This is a genomic window from Exiguobacterium sp. s161, from assembly GCF_018619045.1.
Taxonomy (GTDB): domain Bacteria; phylum Bacillota; class Bacilli; order Exiguobacteriales; family Exiguobacteriaceae; genus Exiguobacterium_A; species Exiguobacterium_A indicum.
The window spans coordinates 830,528-850,746 of record NZ_JACSNH010000001.1 but is presented as its reverse complement, the minus strand read 5'-3'; the positions used below and the strand labels follow the sequence as shown (position 1 = coordinate 850,746).

General features: G+C 46.5%; 25 protein-coding genes. 3 read left to right on the top strand and 22 right to left on the bottom strand.

The features are described from left to right. Window positions 1-66 precede the first annotated feature (66 nt). From KNQ14_RS04120 to KNQ14_RS04085, 8 genes are all read right to left on the bottom strand, one after another. Entirely contained in the window at window positions 67-2,163 is a 2,097-nt protein-coding gene (locus tag KNQ14_RS04120) for a penicillin-binding protein (protein ID WP_231884647.1), read from the bottom strand. Between the two features lie 38 nt (window positions 2,164-2,201). Beyond that, window positions 2,202-2,588: a cell division protein FtsL gene (ftsL, locus tag KNQ14_RS04115; RefSeq protein WP_023468808.1), complete on the bottom strand. Its 387-nt coding sequence runs from the start codon at window positions 2,586-2,588 to the stop codon at window positions 2,202-2,204. A gap of 13 nt (window positions 2,589-2,601) precedes the next feature. Then, on the bottom strand, window positions 2,602-3,540 hold the full coding sequence (rsmH, locus tag KNQ14_RS04110) for a 16S rRNA (cytosine(1402)-N(4))-methyltransferase RsmH (protein ID WP_214859722.1): 939 nt from the start codon (window positions 3,538-3,540) through the stop codon (window positions 2,602-2,604). 161 nt (window positions 3,541-3,701) lie between these two features. After that, window positions 3,702-5,264: a bacillithiol biosynthesis cysteine-adding enzyme BshC gene (gene bshC, locus KNQ14_RS04105; RefSeq protein WP_214859720.1), complete on the bottom strand. Its 1,563-nt coding sequence runs from the start codon at window positions 5,262-5,264 to the stop codon at window positions 3,702-3,704. Between the two features lie 29 nt (window positions 5,265-5,293). Next, window positions 5,294-5,650: a DUF3397 domain-containing protein gene (locus tag KNQ14_RS04100; RefSeq protein WP_023468811.1), complete on the bottom strand. Its 357-nt coding sequence runs from the start codon at window positions 5,648-5,650 to the stop codon at window positions 5,294-5,296. Then, window positions 5,647-6,456, bottom strand: coding sequence for a ketopantoate reductase family protein (locus KNQ14_RS04095; RefSeq protein WP_214858052.1), 810 nt, complete (start codon window positions 6,454-6,456; stop codon window positions 5,647-5,649). Before KNQ14_RS04095 ends, KNQ14_RS04100 begins: the two co-directional genes overlap by 4 nt. Window positions 6,457-6,539: 83 nt before the next feature. Then, on the bottom strand, window positions 6,540-6,713 hold the full coding sequence (gene rpmF, locus KNQ14_RS04090) for a 50S ribosomal protein L32 (RefSeq protein WP_012370841.1): 174 nt from the start codon (window positions 6,711-6,713) through the stop codon (window positions 6,540-6,542). 46 nt (window positions 6,714-6,759) lie between these two features. After that, window positions 6,760-7,284 (bottom strand): YceD family protein, encoded by a 525-nt coding sequence (locus tag KNQ14_RS04085; protein WP_023468813.1) that lies wholly within the window; start codon window positions 7,282-7,284, stop codon window positions 6,760-6,762. A 156-nt stretch (window positions 7,285-7,440) separates the two neighbouring features. Between KNQ14_RS04085 and KNQ14_RS04080 the strand changes: the two genes are divergently transcribed. Further along, window positions 7,441-8,592: a tRNA(Met) cytidine acetate ligase gene (locus KNQ14_RS04080; RefSeq protein ID WP_214859719.1), complete on the top strand. Its 1,152-nt coding sequence runs from the start codon at window positions 7,441-7,443 to the stop codon at window positions 8,590-8,592. Here KNQ14_RS04080 and KNQ14_RS04075 read toward each other — a convergent pair. The 5 genes from KNQ14_RS04075 to KNQ14_RS04055 are packed head-to-tail and all read right to left on the bottom strand — an operon-like array spanning window position 8,565 to window position 11,401. Beyond that, the gene (locus KNQ14_RS04075) at window positions 8,565-9,563 is read right to left on the bottom strand and encodes a SepM family pheromone-processing serine protease (protein WP_214859717.1); all 999 of its coding nucleotides are present in this window, start codon (window positions 9,561-9,563) and stop codon (window positions 8,565-8,567) included. The genes KNQ14_RS04080 and KNQ14_RS04075 overlap by 28 nt on opposite strands. Next, window positions 9,563-10,054, bottom strand: coding sequence for a pantetheine-phosphate adenylyltransferase (gene coaD / locus KNQ14_RS04070; protein ID WP_029342153.1), 492 nt, complete (start codon window positions 10,052-10,054; stop codon window positions 9,563-9,565). The genes KNQ14_RS04075 and coaD overlap by 1 nt, the downstream gene beginning before the upstream one ends. Continuing rightward, a complete protein-coding gene (gene rsmD, locus KNQ14_RS04065; RefSeq protein ID WP_214859715.1) occupies window positions 10,051-10,632 on the bottom strand; it encodes a 16S rRNA (guanine(966)-N(2))-methyltransferase RsmD in 582 nt (193 codons plus the stop codon). The genes coaD and rsmD overlap by 4 nt, the downstream gene beginning before the upstream one ends. Before the next feature lie 46 nt (window positions 10,633-10,678). Beyond that, window positions 10,679-10,936 (bottom strand): YlbG family protein, encoded by a 258-nt coding sequence (locus KNQ14_RS04060; protein WP_023468818.1) that lies wholly within the window; start codon window positions 10,934-10,936, stop codon window positions 10,679-10,681. A 24-nt stretch (window positions 10,937-10,960) separates the two neighbouring features. Beyond that, on the bottom strand, window positions 10,961-11,401 hold the full coding sequence (locus tag KNQ14_RS04055) for a YlbF/YmcA family competence regulator (protein WP_214859713.1): 441 nt from the start codon (window positions 11,399-11,401) through the stop codon (window positions 10,961-10,963). Window positions 11,402-11,502: 101 nt separating this feature from the next. On the opposite strand from KNQ14_RS04055, the gene KNQ14_RS04050 reads away from it, so the two are divergent. Both KNQ14_RS04050 and KNQ14_RS04045 read left to right on the top strand, forming a co-directional pair. Further along, window positions 11,503-12,270, top strand: a complete 768-nt coding sequence (locus tag KNQ14_RS04050) for an ATP-grasp domain-containing protein (RefSeq protein ID WP_251138265.1) — start codon at window positions 11,503-11,505, stop codon at window positions 12,268-12,270. A 110-nt stretch (window positions 12,271-12,380) separates the two neighbouring features. Next, window positions 12,381-12,731, top strand: coding sequence for a YugN family protein (locus tag KNQ14_RS04045; RefSeq protein WP_023468821.1), 351 nt, complete (start codon window positions 12,381-12,383; stop codon window positions 12,729-12,731). Window positions 12,732-12,877: 146 nt separating this feature from the next. Here the strand turns inward: KNQ14_RS04045 and KNQ14_RS04040 are convergent, their stop codons facing one another. The 9 genes from KNQ14_RS04040 to cyoE all read right to left on the bottom strand — a co-directional run bounded on the left by KNQ14_RS04040 (window position 12,878) and on the right by cyoE (window position 20,171). After that, on the bottom strand, window positions 12,878-13,135 hold the full coding sequence (locus KNQ14_RS04040; RefSeq protein WP_023468822.1) for a hypothetical protein: 258 nt from the start codon (window positions 13,133-13,135) through the stop codon (window positions 12,878-12,880). A 6-nt stretch (window positions 13,136-13,141) separates the two neighbouring features. Next, window positions 13,142-13,747: an SCO family protein gene (locus KNQ14_RS04035; protein WP_023468823.1), complete on the bottom strand. Its 606-nt coding sequence runs from the start codon at window positions 13,745-13,747 to the stop codon at window positions 13,142-13,144. 12 nt (window positions 13,748-13,759) lie between these two features. Next, a complete protein-coding gene (locus KNQ14_RS04030) occupies window positions 13,760-14,221 on the bottom strand; it encodes a DUF420 domain-containing protein (protein ID WP_023468824.1) in 462 nt (153 codons plus the stop codon). Between the two features lie 18 nt (window positions 14,222-14,239). Then, window positions 14,240-15,145 (bottom strand): cytochrome c oxidase assembly factor CtaG, encoded by a 906-nt coding sequence (gene ctaG, locus KNQ14_RS04025; protein ID WP_023468825.1) that lies wholly within the window; start codon window positions 15,143-15,145, stop codon window positions 14,240-14,242. Window positions 15,146-15,276: 131 nt separating this feature from the next. Then, on the bottom strand, window positions 15,277-15,606 hold the full coding sequence (locus KNQ14_RS04020) for a cytochrome C oxidase subunit IV family protein (protein WP_064299605.1): 330 nt from the start codon (window positions 15,604-15,606) through the stop codon (window positions 15,277-15,279). A 1-nt stretch (window position 15,607) separates the two neighbouring features. After that, a complete protein-coding gene (locus KNQ14_RS04015) occupies window positions 15,608-16,237 on the bottom strand; it encodes a cytochrome c oxidase subunit 3 (RefSeq protein WP_023468827.1) in 630 nt (209 codons plus the stop codon). Window position 16,238: 1 nt separating this feature from the next. Further along, on the bottom strand, window positions 16,239-18,107 hold the full coding sequence (gene ctaD, locus KNQ14_RS04010; RefSeq protein ID WP_029342162.1) for a cytochrome c oxidase subunit I: 1,869 nt from the start codon (window positions 18,105-18,107) through the stop codon (window positions 16,239-16,241). Window positions 18,108-18,142: 35 nt separating this feature from the next. Further along, the gene (gene coxB, locus KNQ14_RS04005) at window positions 18,143-19,174 is read right to left on the bottom strand and encodes a cytochrome c oxidase subunit II (RefSeq protein ID WP_081637364.1); all 1,032 of its coding nucleotides are present in this window, start codon (window positions 19,172-19,174) and stop codon (window positions 18,143-18,145) included. A 64-nt stretch (window positions 19,175-19,238) separates the two neighbouring features. Next, window positions 19,239-20,171 carry a heme o synthase gene (cyoE, locus tag KNQ14_RS04000; RefSeq protein ID WP_023468830.1) on the bottom strand — a complete coding sequence of 311 codons (933 nt, stop codon included), beginning with the start codon at window positions 20,169-20,171 and terminating at the stop codon, window positions 19,239-19,241. Window positions 20,172-20,219: the final 48 nt, after the last annotated feature.

Below are 20,219 nucleotides of genomic sequence, written 5' to 3'. Positions count from 1 at the left end.
AAAAGTCAACGAATGACTCCTGTTCGTCCTCGTCTTCCTGTAGAAATCAGGAAACTTGCTCTACCGTTACTCTTTAGGTTCAGCTAGTTCGACCGTCAACTTTCCATTTTCCTTCACTAGTGTACCAGTTCGAGCCGATTGTTTGGTTACAAAACCTTTACCGATGACGTCGAGCTTCAAATCATATAAGCTGACAAGCTTTTTGACGTCTCGTTGCGACCAACCGGTCAAATCTGGCATCTTGAACGTATTTGATGTTTTCAGCAAGACACGTTCTCCGCTGACGAATTCCTGTCCACGGGATGGAATCTGCGAAACGACTTCAGCACCATCGCCTAGGATGATCGCAACTGCCTCTTGTTCTTTTGCTAGATCAGTCGCTTGTCGAGCACTCTTCTTGATATAACTCGGCGTAATCTTCGCTTTGACATCCACCGAATCCTTTTGCGTTTCCGGTTGGATGCTACGATACTGTAGTGCCGTATTCATGACACTCTTGAACACAGGACTCATGATGAGTGGACCAGAGACGGATGATTCGTTTTTCGATGGACGATCGACCGCGATGTACATGATCAATTCCGGATCATCTTTTGGGGCCATACCGATGAACGAGTGAATGAATTGTCCTTGAATATACTTTCCATTCTCAGAAATCTGAGCCGTACCGGTCTTCCCAATGACACGGTAATCTTTCAACTTATACATTTGACCTGTACCAAGCTTACTGTTGACGACACCGTCGAGTGCTTCGCGTGTTGCTTTTGCCGCTTCAGCAGAAATCGGTTTACCGACGACTTCTGTTTTCGCTCGGTAGGGTGCCTTATCCGTATGATCCGCTTTTTGGATGATATGCGGTTTGACCATCTCGCCGTCTCCAGCGATTGCTGTCGCTCCTTGAAGCAATTGCATCGGCGTGACCGCAGTCGATTGCCCCCATGAGGTGATGAGCGCATTCAACGGTTTAGACAAGTCGGATTGACTATTTACTTCTCCCGAGATGTCTATACCCGTTCGTTGGTCAAAATGAAACTTCTTAAAGTAATCTTTATACCGTTCGATCCCAAGTTTTTCTGCTGTCAACTTCGAGAACATGACGTTTGAAGAGTGATAGACCCCTTCAATCATCGGAATGGTTCCCCAACCGACATCGTTATAATCCTTGATGACCGTCCCTTTATAGTTATAACTACCCGATTTATACATCTCATTCGGACGGAAGACTCCCGCATCAATCGCCGCTGCGAGCGTAAAGATTTTCATCGTCGAACCTGGTTCGAATCGTGACGAGACAGCGAAATTCGTGAAATCTTTCATATCACGTAAATTCGGGTTGAACGATGGGCGATCCGCCATGGCGAGGATTTCACCGGTCTTCGCATCCATGACGATCCCCGTCGCATTTTTCGGTTTGTACGTGTTGTACATTTTTTGCATTTCTTTTTCAAGCGATTGTTGGATTCGATGATCGATCGTCAAATAGAGATTCGATCCATCCTTCGGTTCGTTCGAAACACGCGACGCACCTTGAATCAACGGATTACCGCTACGATCCTTTTCAAAGACACGGGCTCCGTAGGATTCACTTAAAGCATTATCATACTGCTTCTCGATTCCCATCTGACCTTGTAAAGCGACTCGACCATTTTCCTCGGTTATCTTTTGAACGAATCCAAGTGTATCGGACAGGAAGATGCCGTTCGGATAGTATCGTTTCGGCTCTTCAATCATCCGGATTCCGGGAAGTTTCAACTTGTCGATCTTCTCTTTTTGATCGAGCGTCAAATCATTTCCTTTTTTTCCGAACTCAATTTGAGAACGGTCTTTGTTTTCAATCAGATAGGTCTCCAGTTCCTTCGTCGTCATCCCAAGAATCGGCGCAAGACCTTCAGCCGTCTTTTTAAAGTCGACGATCGTCTCATCTGGATCTTTGACACCACCAAGTCGATAAACGCCAATCAGATGATAGGATGGAATATTGATCGCAATCGGGGAACCGAGACGGTCGAAAATCTCGCCACGTTCTGCTCCAAGCGTTTCTTGAGACTCCCATCGTTTCTTTTCCGCGTATGCAATCATATCTTCACCGTGGAACTGTTTTGTTGTTGCTAAATACAAAAATCGGCCAATGAACACAAAAAAGAGAGTAGCAAATATCACCATGATAAAGGCTACTCTCCAACGGGATTTTTTCAGTGGATTCATTTAGGAATCACCTTGATGTTCCCTTTACGCATATCAAGACCCTGTTCTTTTGCAATCTTATAAATCCGTTCCGGAGAGCTTAAGTTCGTGACCTCTAGTTGTAAACGTTCGTTCTCTTTTTTGAGTGATTGTGTGACTTGGTTCTCTTTTGCTAAATCACGGCTCACATTATACGCTTCGTTATGCGTACTGATCGTCAAACTCCCAAATAACACAAGACCACCAATCATCGCGCTGTATAAGAATTTTTCAAATGGATACAAGCGATACTTCGGACGGACGGCGACGCGACGCGCGATATCTTCCGTCTTTCGTGGTTCCTGAACAGGTTGTTGACGAACGGGTTGAACCGTTTGGACCGATTTACGAAGTGGTTCTGCCATTGGAATGCTCCTCTCAAGTTTCTTTCATTTTTTCAGCAACTCGTAATTTTGCCGATCGGGCGCGACGGTTATCATCGAGCTCTTCAACACCAGCCGTAATCGGTTTACGTGTGACGAGTCGGAGTTCCGGCTCCATTTCGACGGGAATCATCGGTAACCCCGGCGGAAGCTCGGGTAGTGATGATTTTTCTTTGATTGCTTGTTTACACATGCGATCTTCAAGTGAATGGAACGTAATGACACATAGACGTCCACCGACACGTAATACATCAATGGCTTGGTGTACCGCACGGTCAAAGACATTCAGTTCATCATTGACGGCGATCCGGATTGCTTGGAAAGTCCGTTTCGCAGGGTGACCACCTTTACGTCGTGCTGGTGCTGGAATCGCATCCTTGATCAATTCGACGAGTTCGAACGTCGTCTCAATCGGTCGCTCTTCCCGCGCTTTTTCGATTTTGCGCGCAATCTGTTTCGAGAATTTCTCTTCCCCGTATGTAAAGAAGATACGTACGAGATCATTGTACGACCACTCATTGACGACTTCGTAAGCAGAAAGTGGAGAAGATTGATCCATGCGCATGTCGAGACGTGCGTCGTGATTATAACTAAATCCCCGTTCCCCTTCGTCTAATTGTGGTGAAGAGACACCGAGATCGAATAAGATGCCGTCCACTTTCTCGACGCCATGTGCTGCCAACTGCTCTTTCAGATAAGCAAAATTACTCTTTATTAAAGTAAAGCGACCTTCATACGCCGCGAGACGTTCTGCTGCATGAGCGAGAGCGACATCATCCTGATCAAATGCGTATAGATGACCTGTCGTCAATTGCTTGACGATTTCTTCGCTGTGTCCTGCTCCACCTAATGTACAATCGACGTAAATACCGTCGGGTTTAATCGCGAGTCCTTCGATCGACTCCCATTTCAATACTGTTTCATGCTCAAACATGTCCTGCCTCACCTTTCACTGTCCTTGAAGGACGTTACTCTTTTTCAATGTATCACATTCTCTCGTGTAAACGTTACGAAAATGAGACAGTTTCCTTGATTTATTTAACTTTTGTGTAATTTTCGCTAAAAAAACGAAAAAACCTGCTAGTTTCAGCAGGTTTAGAGGAAAATCTTCAGTTGATCACTCGTATTCGCTTCATAGGCTGTTCTTAAGTCCCGCACAAAATCAAGACCATGATGATTTAACCACGGGAGGACAGAATGAATCCGCTCTTGCGGCGCTCCATCAGGAAAGAGATGGTAAGCCGTCTCTTTATATTGCCGTGTCTGTCGGTCAAACTGACGTCGATCTTCTACCAGCAAACTAACCATTGCTTGTTCGAGCTGTTTCTTGATCTTCTCACTCTTACTCGATGTCCGCAGTAAACCCTGTTCGAGCGAGAGAAATTCGGAGACGAAACTGTCTTTTAGCATCGCTGCCGCCTGCATATGTCCTGTCACCTTCTCTTCTGAATAAACCGGAATCGGAACGCCTGACCGGACGATTTCTTCGAGCGACACCTCGAGTTTAGCAAGACGTTTTTCATCGCTACGACGCACGAGTAACCCACCCATGCGGGGAATCAATAACGGCATCGTCCAATTCAGATGATGAAAGAGCGGTCGTAAGCGTGTCCAGTATGCTAACTCTCCCGGACCACCGATATAGGCAAGCGTCGGGAACAGGTAATCCTGCATTAATGGACGCGTGACGACACTGTTGGAGAAGCGTTCCGGACTGGCGTACAGCAACGCGATCAATTCAAGCTCCGTATACTGCTTTCCTTGTTTCGTCTCGAATCCGTCTGCTGTCGGATAAAGCAACTGACGACCGTGATCATCGACGAAAAGATGCGCCGCTTCCTCGTTCAAGAATGTATCCGGTAACTCTTGCGTCTGCGAAATACCATCCTTCAATGCTCGTCTAAATTCCGCATTGTCTTGAATCAACCGTTCAAAGAACGGAATCTCGAGTTCACGGACAGATTGTGTATCCGCATCAAAGAAGACGACATCAAAATCGATCAATTCACCGATCAATTGCGAGAAAAACATCCCATACGATGTACACTCTTCAACGAGTTGCTTCAGACGCGTAACTAATCGTTTCGTATGAACCGTTTCTGGCATTGCTCGGAATGCCTCTTCGATGATTTCAAGAAGTGCTGCTTGATCAAAAGAGATTCGACTGACCGAGCGGGCAATCGATTCTGAAGGTGTGACAGCGATTTTACGCGTTTGATAATCCGCTGTCGGAACGTAAACATGGTTAATCTCATCAAAATCGTGATCTTCGGTCGCGAGCCAAAAAATCGGAACGACAGGTCTCCCAAGTGTCGTCTCCGCCTGCTGCGCGACCTTCAGACAGGTCAACAATTTATAGATGGCATATAATGGTCCGCCAAAGATACCCGTTTGTTGCCCTGTAATGACAACTTGAGCTTCACCCGTACGAAGCTTCGCGACACGTTCCCGCAAACGCTCCGTCATGTTCGGATTTTGACGTTCGAGTTCGTCTGTCAGTGCATCAAGATGCGGATAGTGACGTTCTTCAAGCAAACGGCTCCTCGACGCTAAACCACTCTCTCCAAGGTGGTCGACATATGTTAAGAATTCTTCTCGTGAAGCACGATGCATCAACGAGTTTTCATCGTATAAGGCTTCAAATGGTTGTACCTTCAAACAAAATCCCTTCTTTCTTACCTAACTGGTCAGCTGATGAACAGTTGACGAATACCGAGTACGAACAGTATGAAATGGACGGGTAATGCCAGCAAGATGATGATCCGCCAACTGTGGCGAATCATTTGTCTCAAATCAACATCAAGTTGACGAATTCGTTGCCAGAGCGCATTCAACGCAAACACCAACAACACGACGATGACGATCCACCCTAAGTAATTTGTTCCGGTCAAGGCAATCAATGCAACATGAATCGCATACAGCACGATGAATGTTCCAAAGTCGAGTGCAAATCGAACGGCCTTCCCATGTTTCCGAAATAAAAGTAGAAAGACGAGATACAACGCAATCAGGCTGAATAAAGGAAAAATGATGAAGACTGTCACTGCGTACCCTCCCTCTGTTTGATCTGTTCATAATAAAAAGATAAACGTGGCGTCGCAGTCGTCGCCTGACGTAATGCGTATCCAAGTATCGGCTCTACTTCCGTTCGTCGTCCGTACTCAAGATCTCGTAACATGGAAGAACGGTTTTTGCTCGTATTCTTCATGATCCGCTCGATCTCGGAATAAGTAATGTCATGGTGCGGGAAGATCGTCCGCATTTCGTCAAATAATTGACGGGCTTCTTCTCGATAAGGCATCTCTAATAAGGATCCATTCTCAACACCGTAATAAGCCGTCACTGGATTGATGACGACGTTGATGAACAGCTTCGTCAATAAGACAGTTTCCATATCTGACTCGAATTCAAAGCATAGCTGCTTTGACGACAAGTTCGCTACCTCTTTATTCCCGTAGCGGATGCGTCCTTTTCCAGTATGCTGGACTTCAAACGGTGCAGTACGCATGGCACCATGTTCGACGACACCAAATAAGACATGCGGCAATTGCTCTTTCCATTTCAAATGATCCATTCCATTTTGCAGGAACATGACGGGACACGTCAGCCGTTTAAGGAATGGAATCACACTTTTTATATCATACGACTTTGTCGCGACAAACACCAAGTCTTCTGACTCGAGCCGATCAATCTTCCGGATCCGTACGAGACGACTCGCTTGTCCATCGCGAATGATTGGTCGTTCCTCTTCTTGTTCTTGTCGCACATAAAGCGTGACTGCATGCTCTTCCGATAAATAAGAGGCAAGCAACAATCCGATGGCACCCGCGCCAATGATTCCAACATTCATCTATTCATGTCCCCTTTCATGAAAAAAGCGACCTTAAAACCGATTTCTCGATTCGAAGGTCGCTTTTATACCGATCAATCAGCTTATTTGCTGACGATTTCTTTACCTTTGTACGAGCCACATGCTTTACAAACGCGGTGTGAAAGTTTCATTTCACCACAGTTTGGGCACTCGACCATACCTGGTACACGGAGTTTGAAATGAGTACGGCGAAGACGTTTGCGTGTTTTCGACGTTCTGCGGAATGGTACTGCCATCGTTGTCCACCTCCTTGAAAAAATACACTCGCCTTTACTTCAGAAATCAGGAATCCTGATCTTTTTTAAAGAACTGAGCGAGACCCGCGAGTCGCGGATCGATTTTTGGTTCGGTTTCCTCTGGATCTTCTTCAGAAAGAATCGTCCAGCCTTCCCCCTCAACCAACTGATTCTCTTCATCATCCCCATGCACTTGCACTGGCACATGAAGTAAAATCAATTCTTGCACGAGCGGTCGAAGATCGACCGTATTCCCGATCGGCACGTTGATGTCATCTGCTTCGTTCGAAACAGCATCGACCTCGAGCAGGAATGGCTCGATGGATTCAATCTCGAATGGATAAGCGACGTCATTTAGCGTCCGGGCATCCGGAAGCGTCATTTCGCCGGTAATCCGAAGATTGAATATTAATTGATTCGATGTAAACGATGCATTTGCACGAACGTGCACAGGTTGCACCGCCCGGATATCCGGATGGAGGGCGACTAGCTCATTGAGCTCGATCGTCTCGTTAACCTGAAGTTGACCCAGATTGCGCAATTTATTCAATTGCATCAGGGACCATTTCATCCGAATCACCTCAATTGCAACAATATGAATTATAGAGAGGACATCTTGTTTTGTCAATGTTTTTTCTTTACACTGAAATCGCTAGAGAACGAACACTTTTGGACGTCTTTATCCATATTACCGCACTTAATTCGGTTTGCAAAGGAGAAAGTTTTCATGAGGATGACAGCTATCATTTCAGAGTACAATCCGTTTCATAACGGACACTATTATCAAGCGACGACAGCACGACGGGAAACGGATGCCGACGTCATCGTCGCCATCATGAGCGGGACGTTCATGCAGCGTGGTGAACCCGCCTTTACGGATAAATGGACACGTGCTCAGGCAGCGGTCGCGAGCGGTGCCATCGATCTCGTTCTTGAACTTCCTTTCTATTTTGCTGTCCAGCGTGCTGATCGTTTTGCACTCGGTGGTGTAACGATTGCCGAGACAATCGGCTGTCAGTCGCTTTCGTTTGGAAGCGAGTGCGGAGATATCGAACCTTTTCTCCATGCAGCAGCGGAACAGATCGAAGAGACACCTGCATACAAGCAAGCGTTACACGATGGATTATCAGCGGGCCTCTCTTCTGCTCACGCCGCCAGTCAAGCATTCAGGAGCGTCTCACAGACGCTTGATTTGACACAACCGAACAATACGCTTGGCTATTATTACGCTCGCGCCGCAAATACCCTATCGCTTCACACGACGAAACGGATTGGAAGTGGCTACCACGACTTATCCACAGGGGACATCATGAGCGCCACCGCGATACGCGCCCATCATCAGACACACGGTCAGCTGCTCGCACTTCCTGAACAGACCGAAGACGTCTTAGCAAGTGCCTCTTTCGCCAACTTCTCGCATTATTATCCGTGGATTCGACAACGTCTACTAACGACTCCAGTACTCGAGTTGATGCGAATCGCTGGGATTGACGCTTCGTTAGCACCACGACTCATCGAAGGAGCTAAACAAGCAACGACGTTCGATACCTTTCTGAATCACGTCAAAACACGCCGTTATACGCGAACGAGCCTGCAACGTGCCCTGATCTATCTGTTGACCTCAACGACAGCAGAGGAGGTCGCACGGATCGATTACGACCATGTTGATTTCGTTCGTCCCCTCGCCTTTTCAGAACGAGGACGACAGGCACTCAAAACCATCAAAACGAGGACTGCCGTATTCAGCACCTTCACGAGTCATCCTTGGCTAACGAAAGAAAGCCAAGTGACAGCTGCATATGCACTGCCCTTGGCTCGCTACGACGCGTTGCTTGAACACCGTCGCTTTCCTTATTTTGCTGGAAGTTCTTCTAAATAATCAATCGCATCTTCGACTGTCTTGATCGGAACGAGCTTCATGTTCGTTCCGAGTTTTTTAATGGATGGTTTTGCTTCTTTGTAGTTCTCTCCTGCTGGTACGAACATGATTTCTGCTTCTGCCTCGTCTGCAGCGACCACCTTTTGCCACGCTCCACCGATTGGTCCCACCTTGCCACCTTCTTCAATGGTTCCTGTGCCGGCGATTTTATGCCCTTTCGCCAAATCTCCCGGCGTCAATTGATCATAGATTTCAAGAGTGAACATCATTCCTGCAGAAGGTCCCCCGACGTCTTCGACCTGAAACTCGATCTCAGGATCCGTCTTCACGTTCGAGATCGGGAGCGGTTCGTAAATGCCGAGCCCGACTCGCTTGACCTCTTTAGATAACTGATCCACTCGAATCGTCGTCTTCTTGTCTTCCGATTTACGCGTGAACTGAATTGGAACAGCTGTTTTGGCTTTTTTTGTTTGAATCGTCTTCATGAAACCTTCAAATGACGTAATCGGTTTTCCGTCAACACTTGTAATCCGATCCCCTGCCTTCAGTTTCCCTTCGGCTGGACCACCGGGAATGACGCCGGAGACGTAGACCCCTTCGAAATCGACATCGACCTTTTGATCCGCTAATTCATACGCTTCGATTGTTGCGTTATGTTGCGCTTCTTCCATATACAGCTTCTGACGCGTTTCATACTGCGCGTCCGACTCGCCGTCGTACAGATAATCACTTACACTCGATGTTTCGGAGAACGGTAGAAATAAGCTTTCAATGAGAAAGTAAGGCGTGGCCCGGCGTTGTGCGATCGTCAGCATCATCAAATCTCCCGGTTCCTTGTCGCCTCCAGACACATCGATCAAATCTTCCGTCGACGTCGCGTCACCCGGATAGGAGATGAAATAGGGAAGCGGTACGAAAAATACGATCAAGGCAGCGATGATTGCTGCTAAGGCAGGTTTCCAAGCTTTCATCACAGTTCTCCTTTCGTATATTTCTGACGTAGCGCTTCTTCGACAGAAGGCGGTACGAGATCGGCAACGGAAGCACCATATTTGGCAGCTTCCTTAACGATCGAAGAACTCAAGAAGGAATACTGATTATTCGTCATCATGAATAGTGTCTCGATTTGATCATTCATCTTCTTGTTGATGGAAGCGACTTGCATTTCGTATTCAAAATCCGAAACTGCTCGTAGACCGCGTACAATCGCGGTTGCTCCGACTTCCGCCGCATAATCGACCAGTAGACCATTAAAGGAATCCACCTTGATTTGAGGTAAGTGCGATGTCACATCGGCAATTAACTCCATCCGTTCCTGGACAGAAAAGAGTGGTTGCTTCGAAGAATTATTCAGTACGGCAACGATGATCTCGTCAAAAATCGGAACGGCACGCTCGATGATGTCTAAATGTCCGTTTGTGATCGGATCAAAGCTACCTGGGCAAATGGCGATTCGTTTCATTCGTGGTCTTCCTCCGCTTCCATGAATTCGTACAACGTGATCGAGATGACAGCGGAATAACGAAGTCGGCGCACGACTTCTAGTCGTCCGATCTGGTCCGGTAATTCAACCGCTGAGTCATGTTCACAGACGATGACACCATTGTCCGTCAACATATTGTGTTGCTCTATGTACGTGACATGTTCCGTCAATCGCTCTTTTGCATAGGGAGGGTCTAGATAAATCAACTTAAACGGCTCTTCAGATGAGAGTTCCGTTAAAGCGATCGCTACATCTTTTTTTAAAACACGTGCTTGGTTCGTATAGCGCGTCGTTCGTAAATTATCTTGGATCGTTTGGATCGCTTTATGGTGTTGGTCGACGAACACTGCCTCATCGCATCCTCTTGAAAGAGATTCAATCCCAAGACCACCGCTCCCCGCAAACAGATCCAGTGCTCGTCCTCCGTTGAAATAAGGACCGATGACGTTGAATAAGGATTCTTTTACCTTATCCGTCGTCGGTCGTGTTTGATCCCCTGGCACTGCTTTTAATCGTGTACCTTTCCGTTCCCCTGAAATGACTCGCATTTCCTTCATTCCTTTCAACAAAGAAGCGACGAGGATGTCCTCATCGCTCCATGGATTATGCTTCTTCTGGCATTTTACCTTTTTTGTTCGCGAACGTCTCCGTGATGAACGGTCGTTCTGAACGTTTGATCGATTCGACGAACGGGAGAGTCGAAATGACTTCCATCACCTGTTCATGCTGATCTAAATCGACATACAGATGAACGTATCGTTCACGTTTAGACGTAAAGTAGACGTTCCCGTAACGGCGTAATTGACGGGATGCTTTCATCGCATTGACATAGACGATGAGTCCCACTCGTTCCTTGATCACGCCAGCCTACCCCCTTCACCTTCGTTATCCGCTACAGCTACAGCTGCCACCGGTCGAACAACCTCCAGCGCATCCTTGATCGAAGAAAGGATTTCCCGTCGGTACTTTAATTTGCGGTGATACTTCTCCAGCGAGCTTCAGACTGATTTGTCCGAGTAACGTCTCGAGTTGTTTTTCCGCCTTTTTAAACTGCGCGACTTCTTCTTGTAAATCAAGTCGCCGTTTGACTTCATGGACCTTTTTCGTGATCGTCTGATAGTCAGGATGATACCGTCCGAATCGCTGTACGAGTTCGTAGTCCTCCTTGACTTGATGAAAATCGCGAATGACAGCCTGTGCCTCTGTTGACTCTTGCTGTGCTTGTTTCGCACATCTATATGCTTGCCCCGTTTCACTTTGAGCGAGAGATCGAATGAGGTCTTCCGCTGCGTTGATGAGGTCAATCGTCTTATCGGTATATATCACAACGAATCTCCTCCTTAACTTTACCATCTTATCATAACATTTCTCTCCCTCCTAGCCTGTTGAATTGTGTATAATTTGTTCAGAAGGAAGGAATGAACTTTATGCAACTGCTCTCTTTTAATATGTTCCGGACGATTGGAATCAAGACGGAACATGCCAAGTCAGATTATCACTTTGATTCCTTGAAAAAAATCGAACAGGCGGATGTCGTCCTGTTCCCGGAATACTGGCAAATCCACTCAATCATCTACGGAATGAAAAAACCGATCTTCCCGTCGGCTGCTACGTTCCACTTAGGTCATGACAAGATCGAGATGACGCGGATTTTTCAAACCGTCATTCCGGATAACATCCCTCGGACCGGCATCTATGGAAAAAATGAATTCACCGTCGAACGTGTCTTACGTGAATTTTCGTTTCCGTTCGTTGCGAAGACAGTCCGTAGCTCAATGGGACAAGGTGTTCATCTCATCAAAAATGAAACAGACTGGAAGAAATACACGGATACACACGAGACGTTCTACATTCAAGAGTACATTCCGAATGAGAAGGACTTACGTGTCGTCGTCGTCGGCGATCAAGTCCTTGCTGCGTACTGGCGCGTCGGTGGTGCTCAGTTCTTAAATAACGTCGCTCAAGGTGGTGTCCTTGATTTTAATGATGTGCCACAAGGAGCAATCGACTTCGTGCTCGCTCTCGCGAAACAGCTCGATATCGATCACGCTGGTTTTGATCTCATCATCCGTGACGGACAGTGGTATGTTCTTGAGTTCAATGTCTTCTTCGGTGGAGAAGGACTGAATCACCTTGGTATCCACGCACCGGATACGATTCTTGAATATGTCGAACGAAAATATGGAAGTTCATGAATTCTTCAAAATGACTTCACATCTTTTACGTCATCGTTTCATTCATTATGGTATGATAGTTTGGAAAGACTAGTATCTACTAGCAAACTGGGGTATAGGGGGATTCAAACATGAAGTTTGAACAATATGGTATTGAAGGCAAGGAACTGAAGTTCGGTCTTCTCGAAACAATCATGGAACATCACCGCTTCGTTCGTGAAGGACAATGGGATTACGAACGCGCGATGTACGACATGAAGTATGAAAAACAATCAACAGGTGAAGTATTCTACCTGCGTGTTCCTGTCTATGCGATCCAAGGTGAGATTGAAGACCGCCATGCTGTCGTTCGTATGATGACACCACTTCTCGGTAAACACTACTATCCACACGGTGTCGAGTATGATGAGACGTTCCCTCCGGAAATCGTCAAAGACTGCGAACGTCGTTTAGCAGCATTGCTCGAAACACTCGAAAAATAAGATCCACACGTAGAGGTTCCAATTAAGGAGCCTCTATTTTTTGTTTTTCATTCCAAACAAAAAAGCTAACGACCTCGCATCATCTACGAAGTCATTAGCTGTTCTGTCCACCTGATTGTTATTCTTTAATACACACGAAATAGCTTTTAACGCGCGACGAATTGTACATAAGATACGACATCGTCTCCGAGCTGAATCCCAAGCTGCTCGCGTACATGAAGATAAAGTGCGTGAAGTGACGTTGCCGGTGCATTGACCTTTACGCTAAATGCAATCTCTTCCCGGTCCATCCGTTTGATCCGGGAGTGATGGATTCCATAATCCTCGATCGCACAAGCAAGTAATTCCTCGATGGCTTGAATAGAGACGGTAACATCTCCTTGCATGTACTCTTCATAAGTCATCTACCTTCACTCCTTTGCTAATTGTGTGACCGAAGACATGACCTCTTCTAAGTCGACCGGTTCATCCGGCGTCTTCGCCATAGACGAAATCGCCCGTACTTTATTCTCACGGTCCAAAATGAACATTTGTGTTCCGTGTGTCACTAAGCCGCTCTCAGCCTTCGAGTAATAGAAATTCAACTGACGTGTCAAACGATCGATGACGACTGGATCTCCCGTCAATACTCTCCATCCTTTGGCATCTGCTTCAAAGTTCGAAGCATACTTTTTCAAGACTTTCGGTGTATCCACTTTTGGATCAACCGTCACTGCGACGAGTTCGACGTCACTTCCGTACAATTCTTCGCTCCGAAGCTTTTTCTCAAGCTTACGGTAATCATTTAACGTCAACGGACAAATATCAGGACAGTTCGAGTAGAAGAACGTCAACACTTTGACTTTTCCGTCTTCCGAATTGAATGATTTTCCATCTACGGCATTCGTTAATTCAAATGGTGTCGGTTCAGCGATGACAGGTAACTTTTCTTTCATGAAGAAATAATAATATCCCCCGGCTGCCGCAACTAAGATAAGGACGACGGCAGCGACCGTCAAGTAACTATTCTTTTTCAAGTTGGCTCCCCCTTAATGACTCCAGATCGCCCGGAATACGTTCGTCGTCTCACCCGGATCGTAGACGACATATAGTAAGCAATACACGATCACACCGGTAATGGCTGTCAAAAACCAAACGATTGAGGCAACCGGTCCGATTTTACGGTGACGTGCAAAGTTCTTCTTATACGCGTGATAGAGTGCCATCAAACCGAGCACCCCACCAGATGTCGCAAGAAGGATGTGGAAGATCAAGAATCCTGTGTAGTAGGCTTTGACGGACTCTGGACCGCCAAAGGCTGTGTTACCGAGCAGAATCGTCCGCAAGGCATACATGATGAAGAATAATAAAGCGAGTGCAGCTGCAATCGTCATCACGGTTTGGTGAGCTTTCATGTTACGACGCGTTTGGGCGATCAAAAACCAGCCAATCGCTACGAAAATCGCACTGATGACAATCAGCGACACACAAATCAACGGCAAATAACTCATGTTCCAACTTCCTCCAATTTAATCCGCTTTTGGTGTGAAGGACATGCCTTCATCCACGGCAGTACTTTTTGAACGGCGCACCCATGTAAAGAAGGTCAGTCCGAAGAATAGACCATACACGAGTTCTTGACCGAGCTTCATGAGGACACCACCAAAGCGTTGGTCCTCTAATAAGTCATCTGTCGTTCCGAGCAATCGTTCCAGGTTCAATCCGCTTAAATCATTGTTCGGCATACAGTAAGCGAGTACTTTCGCGAACGTCGCCGGATCCTGATACGCTTGATACTGAAAACTTTGACTGAAGATCATGAAGGCACAGGCTGGTGTCAACAACACACCATTTGCCACGATATAGACCATCTTCTTCAGGTCAGAAAGACTGTCCGCCTCATTGACCGGTGCAATGATCGGATACCACATCGTCATACTCAAGAAAATCAATGTTCCGTGGAACAGACGGTGAACGGTATAGTTCGTCAAGACATAATCAAAAATAAATGGCATGTGATAGAACGTAAACAAGGCATTAAAGACGACAAGTGCAATCAGCGGCTTGATGAAGAAGCGAAGAATCCTCCCAAGATACGGTGTATCGAACAAGCGCTTATAAAGCCACTCTGGTATCGCAATCAACAAGAGCGGCGGTGCGACCATATAGACGAATACCATCTGCAGCATGTGTGCTGAGAACGTGATATGTGCTAGCAGGTCTAACGGACTTCCAAAACCGATGTAAAAAACGATCAATGCCGCGAGCATCGAAAACTTTTGCCCAAGCGTTGTTTCCGGCTCATCCGGACGACGCAACTTTTCTGTCACGACAGCATATAGGATATACAATCCAACGAGTATCAACGCATAATACGGACTCCATAAGACAGTCCATTCGAATTGCGAAAGTGCTCCTCTTAAATTGCCTAACATATTTTTTCACCCCGTTCCTTTCTCTTACAAACTAAGATTACCGTTCCCCTATTTCATTGTAAAGGTTTCTCATAAAACGATTCCAAAATAAAAGACCATCCTGCTAAACGTTAGCAGAATGGTCACATTTCTTACCAGATCAATAGACGAAGCGTCGCAACAATCGTCAAGGCGACGAATACACCGAGACCCATCATGACTTTGATCCATGTGTTGCCTTTATTGTTCATATGCATGAACATATAAAGTTGAAGATAAACTTGAACGATGGCCATGATGATCAAGAAACCACCAGCTGCCCAGTGCGGCATGAGCTCAGCCATGACAGCACCGAACGCGATGAGTGTCAAGACGATCATGAGCGCGAAACTGATGAGTTGCAGTTGTGTCTCGCGACTACGTTCCGCTTTCATCTCGAGTTCGATTTGATTACGCGTAAGTTGTGGTTCGTGTTTTTCCATCTTATTTCACCATCCCCATGAGGTAGACGACTGAGAAGATAAAGACCCAGACGACGTCAATGAAGTGCCAGTAAAGACTTGAAACATAGTACTTCGGCGCGTTCACGACCGTGATGCCACGGTTCCAGTTCCGGATGAGAAGCGTCGAGATCCAGAGAAGACCGAACAAGACGTGCGCACCGTGGAATCCGACGAGTGTATAGAAGGCAGAACCAAATGCACTCGATGTGAACGTGTGACCAATGTGGTAGTAGTGATTGAACTCATAAATCTCACCACTTAAGAATCCAAGACCGAGAAGTAATGTGATGATGAGCCAAAGCTTCATCTTTTTCACATCATTACGTTTCATTGCCATCATGGCAAGAACGCTTGTTAATGAACTCGTCAAGAGAAGCATCGTCATGATGAAGACGAGACCCATTTCGAAGATGTCATAACTGCGTAGACCTTCTTTTGCACCGGAGTTATGAAGTCCGATGTATGTTCCGAAGAGAGAGGCGAACAAAGTCGTCTCTCCTCCAAGGAAGAACCAGAAGGCTACATATTTATTCTTACCCTCAAGTGTTGCTTTTTCAACATGATCCGGAATACCCGTGATCGGGTTATTCGGTACTGAATGATGACCCATCTTACTTCGCCTCCTTTTCTGCTTCAAGGCGTAGATCTTCTTCGACGACTGATTTCGGGATGTAGTATCCTTCATCATCGATCCAAGAACGGAAGAACATCGCGATCAATGTCATCGCAAGACCAATCAAGGCAACAACAAGACCAACAGTTCCATAGTCTAGGCGAAGAATGAATCCGAGACCTGCGAGGAATAGACCGACTGACATGACGAAAGGCAAGATCGTGTTGTTCGGCATGTGGATATCGCCGACTTCTTCCGATACAGAAACTGTTTTGTTTCCTGCCATTTTTTCGAGCCAATACGTATCCAAACCTTTGACGAGTGGGATTTGAGCGAAGTTATACTCTGGAGTTGGAACTGGAAGTGTCCACTCAAGTGTACGTCCATCTCCCCAGACGTCGCGTTTTACATATTCTTTTGACATCAATGCTGCTGCAATCGAAATGACGAGAACGATCGTCGACACACCCATGAAGGCTGCACCGATTGATGAAAGTAAGTTCATTGTTTCCCAGCCTTGGTTTGGCAAGTACGTGAAGACACGACGTGGCATACCTGTAAGACCAAGAATATGTTGCGGGAAGAACGTCAAGTGGAAGCCGATGAAGAACAACCAGAATTGAATTTTTCCCCAGAATTCGTTGAGCTGTTTCCCGAACATGAGTGGGAACCAGTAGTAAAGACCTGCGAAGAGACCGAAGACAACCCCACCAACGATAACGTAGTGGAAGTGAGCTACTACGAAGTAACTGTCATGGTACTGGTAATCGGCAGGTGCAACAGAAAGCATGACCCCTGTCATACCACCAACAAGGAATGATGGAATGAACGCGACCGAATAAAGCATTGCGACTGGGAACGTCAACTTACCGCCCCATAGCGTAAAGAGCCAGTTAAAGATCTTGACCCCTGTCGGTACAGCAATCGCCATCGTTGCTACGGCGAAGATCGCGTTTGCGACCGGACCGAGACCAACTGTGAACATGTGGTGGACCCAAACCATGAATCCAAGGAAACCGATCAACATCGTCGCAAAGACCATCGTCGTGTAACCGAAGAGACGCTTACGAGCAAATGTAGGAATGATTTCAGAGAAAATACCGAATGCCGGTAAGATCAAGATATAAACTTCCGGGTGACCGAAGATCCAGAAGAGGTGTTCCCAGATGACGATATTCCCGCCCGCTGCCGGGTCGAAGAAGTGCGCTCCGAAGAGTCGCTCGAACGTCAAGAGGAACAATCCAACCGTAAGTGGTGGGAATGCGAAAACGATCAAGGCAGAAGCAACGAATGCTGTCCATGTGAAGAGCGGCATCCGCATCAGTTTCATACCTGGTGCACGCATGTTCAAAATCGTAACGAGGAAGTTAATCCCCCCCATAAGTGTACCGAAACCAGAAATCTGAAGACCTAGAGCGTAGAAGTCTACACCGAGAGACTCAGGTACCGTCGAGAGTGGTGCGTATGCAGTCCACCCTGCGTTCGGTGCAGCGCCGAAGAACCAAGAAAGGTTCAACAAGACTCCACCGAAGAAGAACAACCAGAAACCAAGTGCATTCAAGAATGGGAACGCAACGTCACGTGCCCCGATTTGAAGCGGTACTGCTGCGTTCATGTATCCGATCAACATCGGCATCGCTGCCAAGAAGATCATCGTCGTACCGTGCATCGTGATCAATTGGTTAAAGAGTTCACCGCTGACGAAATCGTTCATCGGTTTAATCAATTGAAAACGAATCATTAGGGCTTCTACGCCACCGACTAGAAGGAAGAACAATCCAGACATGATGTAGAGAATCCCGATTTTCTTATGGTCGACTGTCGTTAGCCAGTCCATGATGCCGCTTTTTTTCTGCGGCATACCCATAGTATGTGTCCCCACTATGATTCCCCCTTAAAAAATTATTGGAGCTTTTTGTCCAATAGATAATCTGCCAATTCGCTCAATTCTTCATCGCTGATCTGATCTTCAGAGAATCCAGGCATTTTCGTACCTTGTTTCTCTTTTTGTGGATCGCGAATCCATTTTTCGAGGTTTTCTTTATCATGATCGAGGTAACCCGCGATACGCTGACGATCACCGAAGTTCGTCAAGCTAGGTGCGACTTTCCCGCCACCATGACAGCTGAGACAGTTCTGGGCATAGACTTTCTCGCCAGTCGTCCAGTTCTTTTCATTCTTTTTATCAAGCTGCTTCGTCTCTGCTTCTTTCGCAGCTTTCATATCTTTTAACCAGTTGTCATAGTCGTCTTGTTCAAGTGCGACGACTTTGAAGTCCATCAATGCGTGAGAAGGACCACACAACTCGGCACATTTACCGTAGTAAGTGCCTGCTTCTTTTGCTTGTAACCACATTTCGTTCTCAAGACCTGGGTTCGTATCTGTTTTACCAGAAAGAGCTGGTACCCAGAATGAGTGAATGACGTCTTTAGACGTCAAGTTAACAGCAACACGTTTACCGACTGGAATGACAAGTTCTTGTCCTGTCGAAACACCTTTGTCTGGGTATTCGAACTCCCACCAGTAGAGGTTTGCTGTAACGTTGATTTGTTCGTTTTTCTTCGCTTCTTTTGCATCTGCGAGTTCAACCGTTGTTTTGATCGTAGGAATTGCAAGCACGATCAAAAGAAGAATCGGAATGACTGTCCAGATGATTTCAAGCGTATGGTTCCCTTCGACTTGCTTCGGAACCGTGTTATCACCTGATTTACGACGGAATTTCATAAGTACGTAAATATAAATGACGGCTACGATCGCAAGGACGAACAACATGACCCACAAGCTAAGCTTGATGATCTCAAGTTGCATCTCAGCGCCTTCTCCGCGAGGCTGTAGCGCAGACAATTCCGGAATTCCACAACCTGATAACATGAGTGCCATCAAGCCGATTGGAAGAAGCCGGAAGAGCATTTTTACTGATTTTTTCACAACCATCCCCACTTTCTTTGTCCCCAATTTTGTCTTTCGTAATGGTGTACGTGAATTATGTCAAATCGTTTTAGAGAGAAACGAGTACGACCGTCACGATCCAAGCCGTGAAATAAAACAGTGAGAAGAAGAACATCTTCGACGCCCATTTGATTTCGGCTTGTTCATCTTGGATCTTCAGACCTTTCAGTCCCATATAGAGCCAATATCCACCGAGCAATGCCATGACGATCATGTAGATGATGCCATAGTGTGCTAAGAGGAGTGATGATGGAATGAGTACTGCAATCCACCATACAATTTGTCGTTTCGTGATCGCGAATCCGTTTACGACAGGTAACATCGGGATACCTGCTGCCCGATACTCCTCTGTCCGTCGCATCGCGAGTGCAAGGAAATGTGGTGGTTGCCACACGAACATGATGAGGAATAAAATCCACGCATCAATGTGAAGCGTCGGAGTGACTGCCGCAAATCCAATGATTGGTGGCACAGCTCCTGATATACCACCTACGACTGTATTGATCGTGTGCGTCCGCTTTAACCACATCGTATAAATCACGACGTAAACGAATGATCCGATCAATCCGAACACTGCCGCCACATGGTTGACGATCAACAACAATACCGTACCGGTCGCAAGAATACCGAGTCCTAGTGCGAGTATCCGCTGTCCATCCATCTTCCCAGTAACGCTTGGTCTTCCCATCGTCCGTTCCATCTTGTAATCGATGTCCCGGTCAATGTAGTTATTGAGGTAGCAACTTCCGGCAATGACCAATCCACTCCCGAGAAGCGTCCACAGTAACATCCACTTGGTTTGCCACAGATACAACAGGACATCATCCGTTATGTATGATGCTGCTACGACATACCCCGCGAAGACCGTAATCAGATTGGCACGGACAATCCCCATTTTTGCTAGGGTAATATAGTCCTTGAATGTCGGCTGATCCGCTTGCTCGATCGCCATATCCAGTGCCTCTCCAGTAACTTTCGCCATGCTGTTCCCTCCTTTTCACCGTCTGCTTCCGTTTAGCACCTAGGCTTC

Coding starts and splice junctions, on each gene's coding strand:
- KNQ14_RS04095 (WP_214858052.1), bottom strand. CDS start 6,456: ATGAATGTTGGAATCATTGGCGCGGGTGCCATCGGATTGTTGCTTGCC.
- ctaD (WP_029342162.1), bottom strand. CDS start 18,107: ATGGGTATGCCGCAGAAAAAAAGCGGCATCATGGACTGGCTAACGACA.
- KNQ14_RS04015 (WP_023468827.1), bottom strand. CDS start 16,237: ATGGGTCATCATTCAGTACCGAATAACCCGATCACGGGTATTCCGGAT.
- rsmH (WP_214859722.1), bottom strand. CDS start 3,540: ATGTTTGAGCATGAAACAGTATTGAAATGGGAGTCGATCGAAGGACTC.
- ctaG (WP_023468825.1), bottom strand. CDS start 15,145: ATGTTAGGCAATTTAAGAGGAGCACTTTCGCAATTCGAATGGACTGTC.
- rsmD (WP_214859715.1), bottom strand. CDS start 10,632: ATGAAGGAAATGCGAGTCATTTCAGGGGAACGGAAAGGTACACGATTA.
- KNQ14_RS04030 (WP_023468824.1), bottom strand. CDS start 14,221: ATGAGTTATTTGCCGTTGATTTGTGTGTCGCTGATTGTCATCAGTGCG.
- cyoE (WP_023468830.1), bottom strand. CDS start 20,171: ATGGCGAAAGTTACTGGAGAGGCACTGGATATGGCGATCGAGCAAGCG.
- KNQ14_RS04040 (WP_023468822.1), bottom strand. CDS start 13,135: ATGACTTATGAAGAGTACATGCAAGGAGATGTTACCGTCTCTATTCAA.
- rpmF (WP_012370841.1), bottom strand. CDS start 6,713: ATGGCAGTACCATTCCGCAGAACGTCGAAAACACGCAAACGTCTTCGC.
- KNQ14_RS04085 (WP_023468813.1), bottom strand. CDS start 7,284: ATGAAATGGTCCCTGATGCAATTGAATAAATTGCGCAATCTGGGTCAA.
- KNQ14_RS04045 (WP_023468821.1), top strand. CDS start 12,381: ATGAAGTTTGAACAATATGGTATTGAAGGCAAGGAACTGAAGTTCGGT.
- KNQ14_RS04050 (WP_251138265.1), top strand. CDS start 11,503: ATGCAACTGCTCTCTTTTAATATGTTCCGGACGATTGGAATCAAGACG.
- KNQ14_RS04075 (WP_214859717.1), bottom strand. CDS start 9,563: ATGAAAGCTTGGAAACCTGCCTTAGCAGCAATCATCGCTGCCTTGATC.
- ftsL (WP_023468808.1), bottom strand. CDS start 2,588: ATGGCAGAACCACTTCGTAAATCGGTCCAAACGGTTCAACCCGTTCGT.
- KNQ14_RS04080 (WP_214859719.1), top strand. CDS start 7,441: ATGAGGATGACAGCTATCATTTCAGAGTACAATCCGTTTCATAACGGA.
- KNQ14_RS04120 (WP_231884647.1), bottom strand. CDS start 2,163: ATGGTGATATTTGCTACTCTCTTTTTTGTGTTCATTGGCCGATTTTTG.
- coaD (WP_029342153.1), bottom strand. CDS start 10,054: ATGAAACGAATCGCCATTTGCCCAGGTAGCTTTGATCCGATCACAAAC.
- KNQ14_RS04020 (WP_064299605.1), bottom strand. CDS start 15,606: ATGGAAAAACACGAACCACAACTTACGCGTAATCAAATCGAACTCGAG.
- coxB (WP_081637364.1), bottom strand. CDS start 19,174: ATGGTTGTGAAAAAATCAGTAAAAATGCTCTTCCGGCTTCTTCCAATC.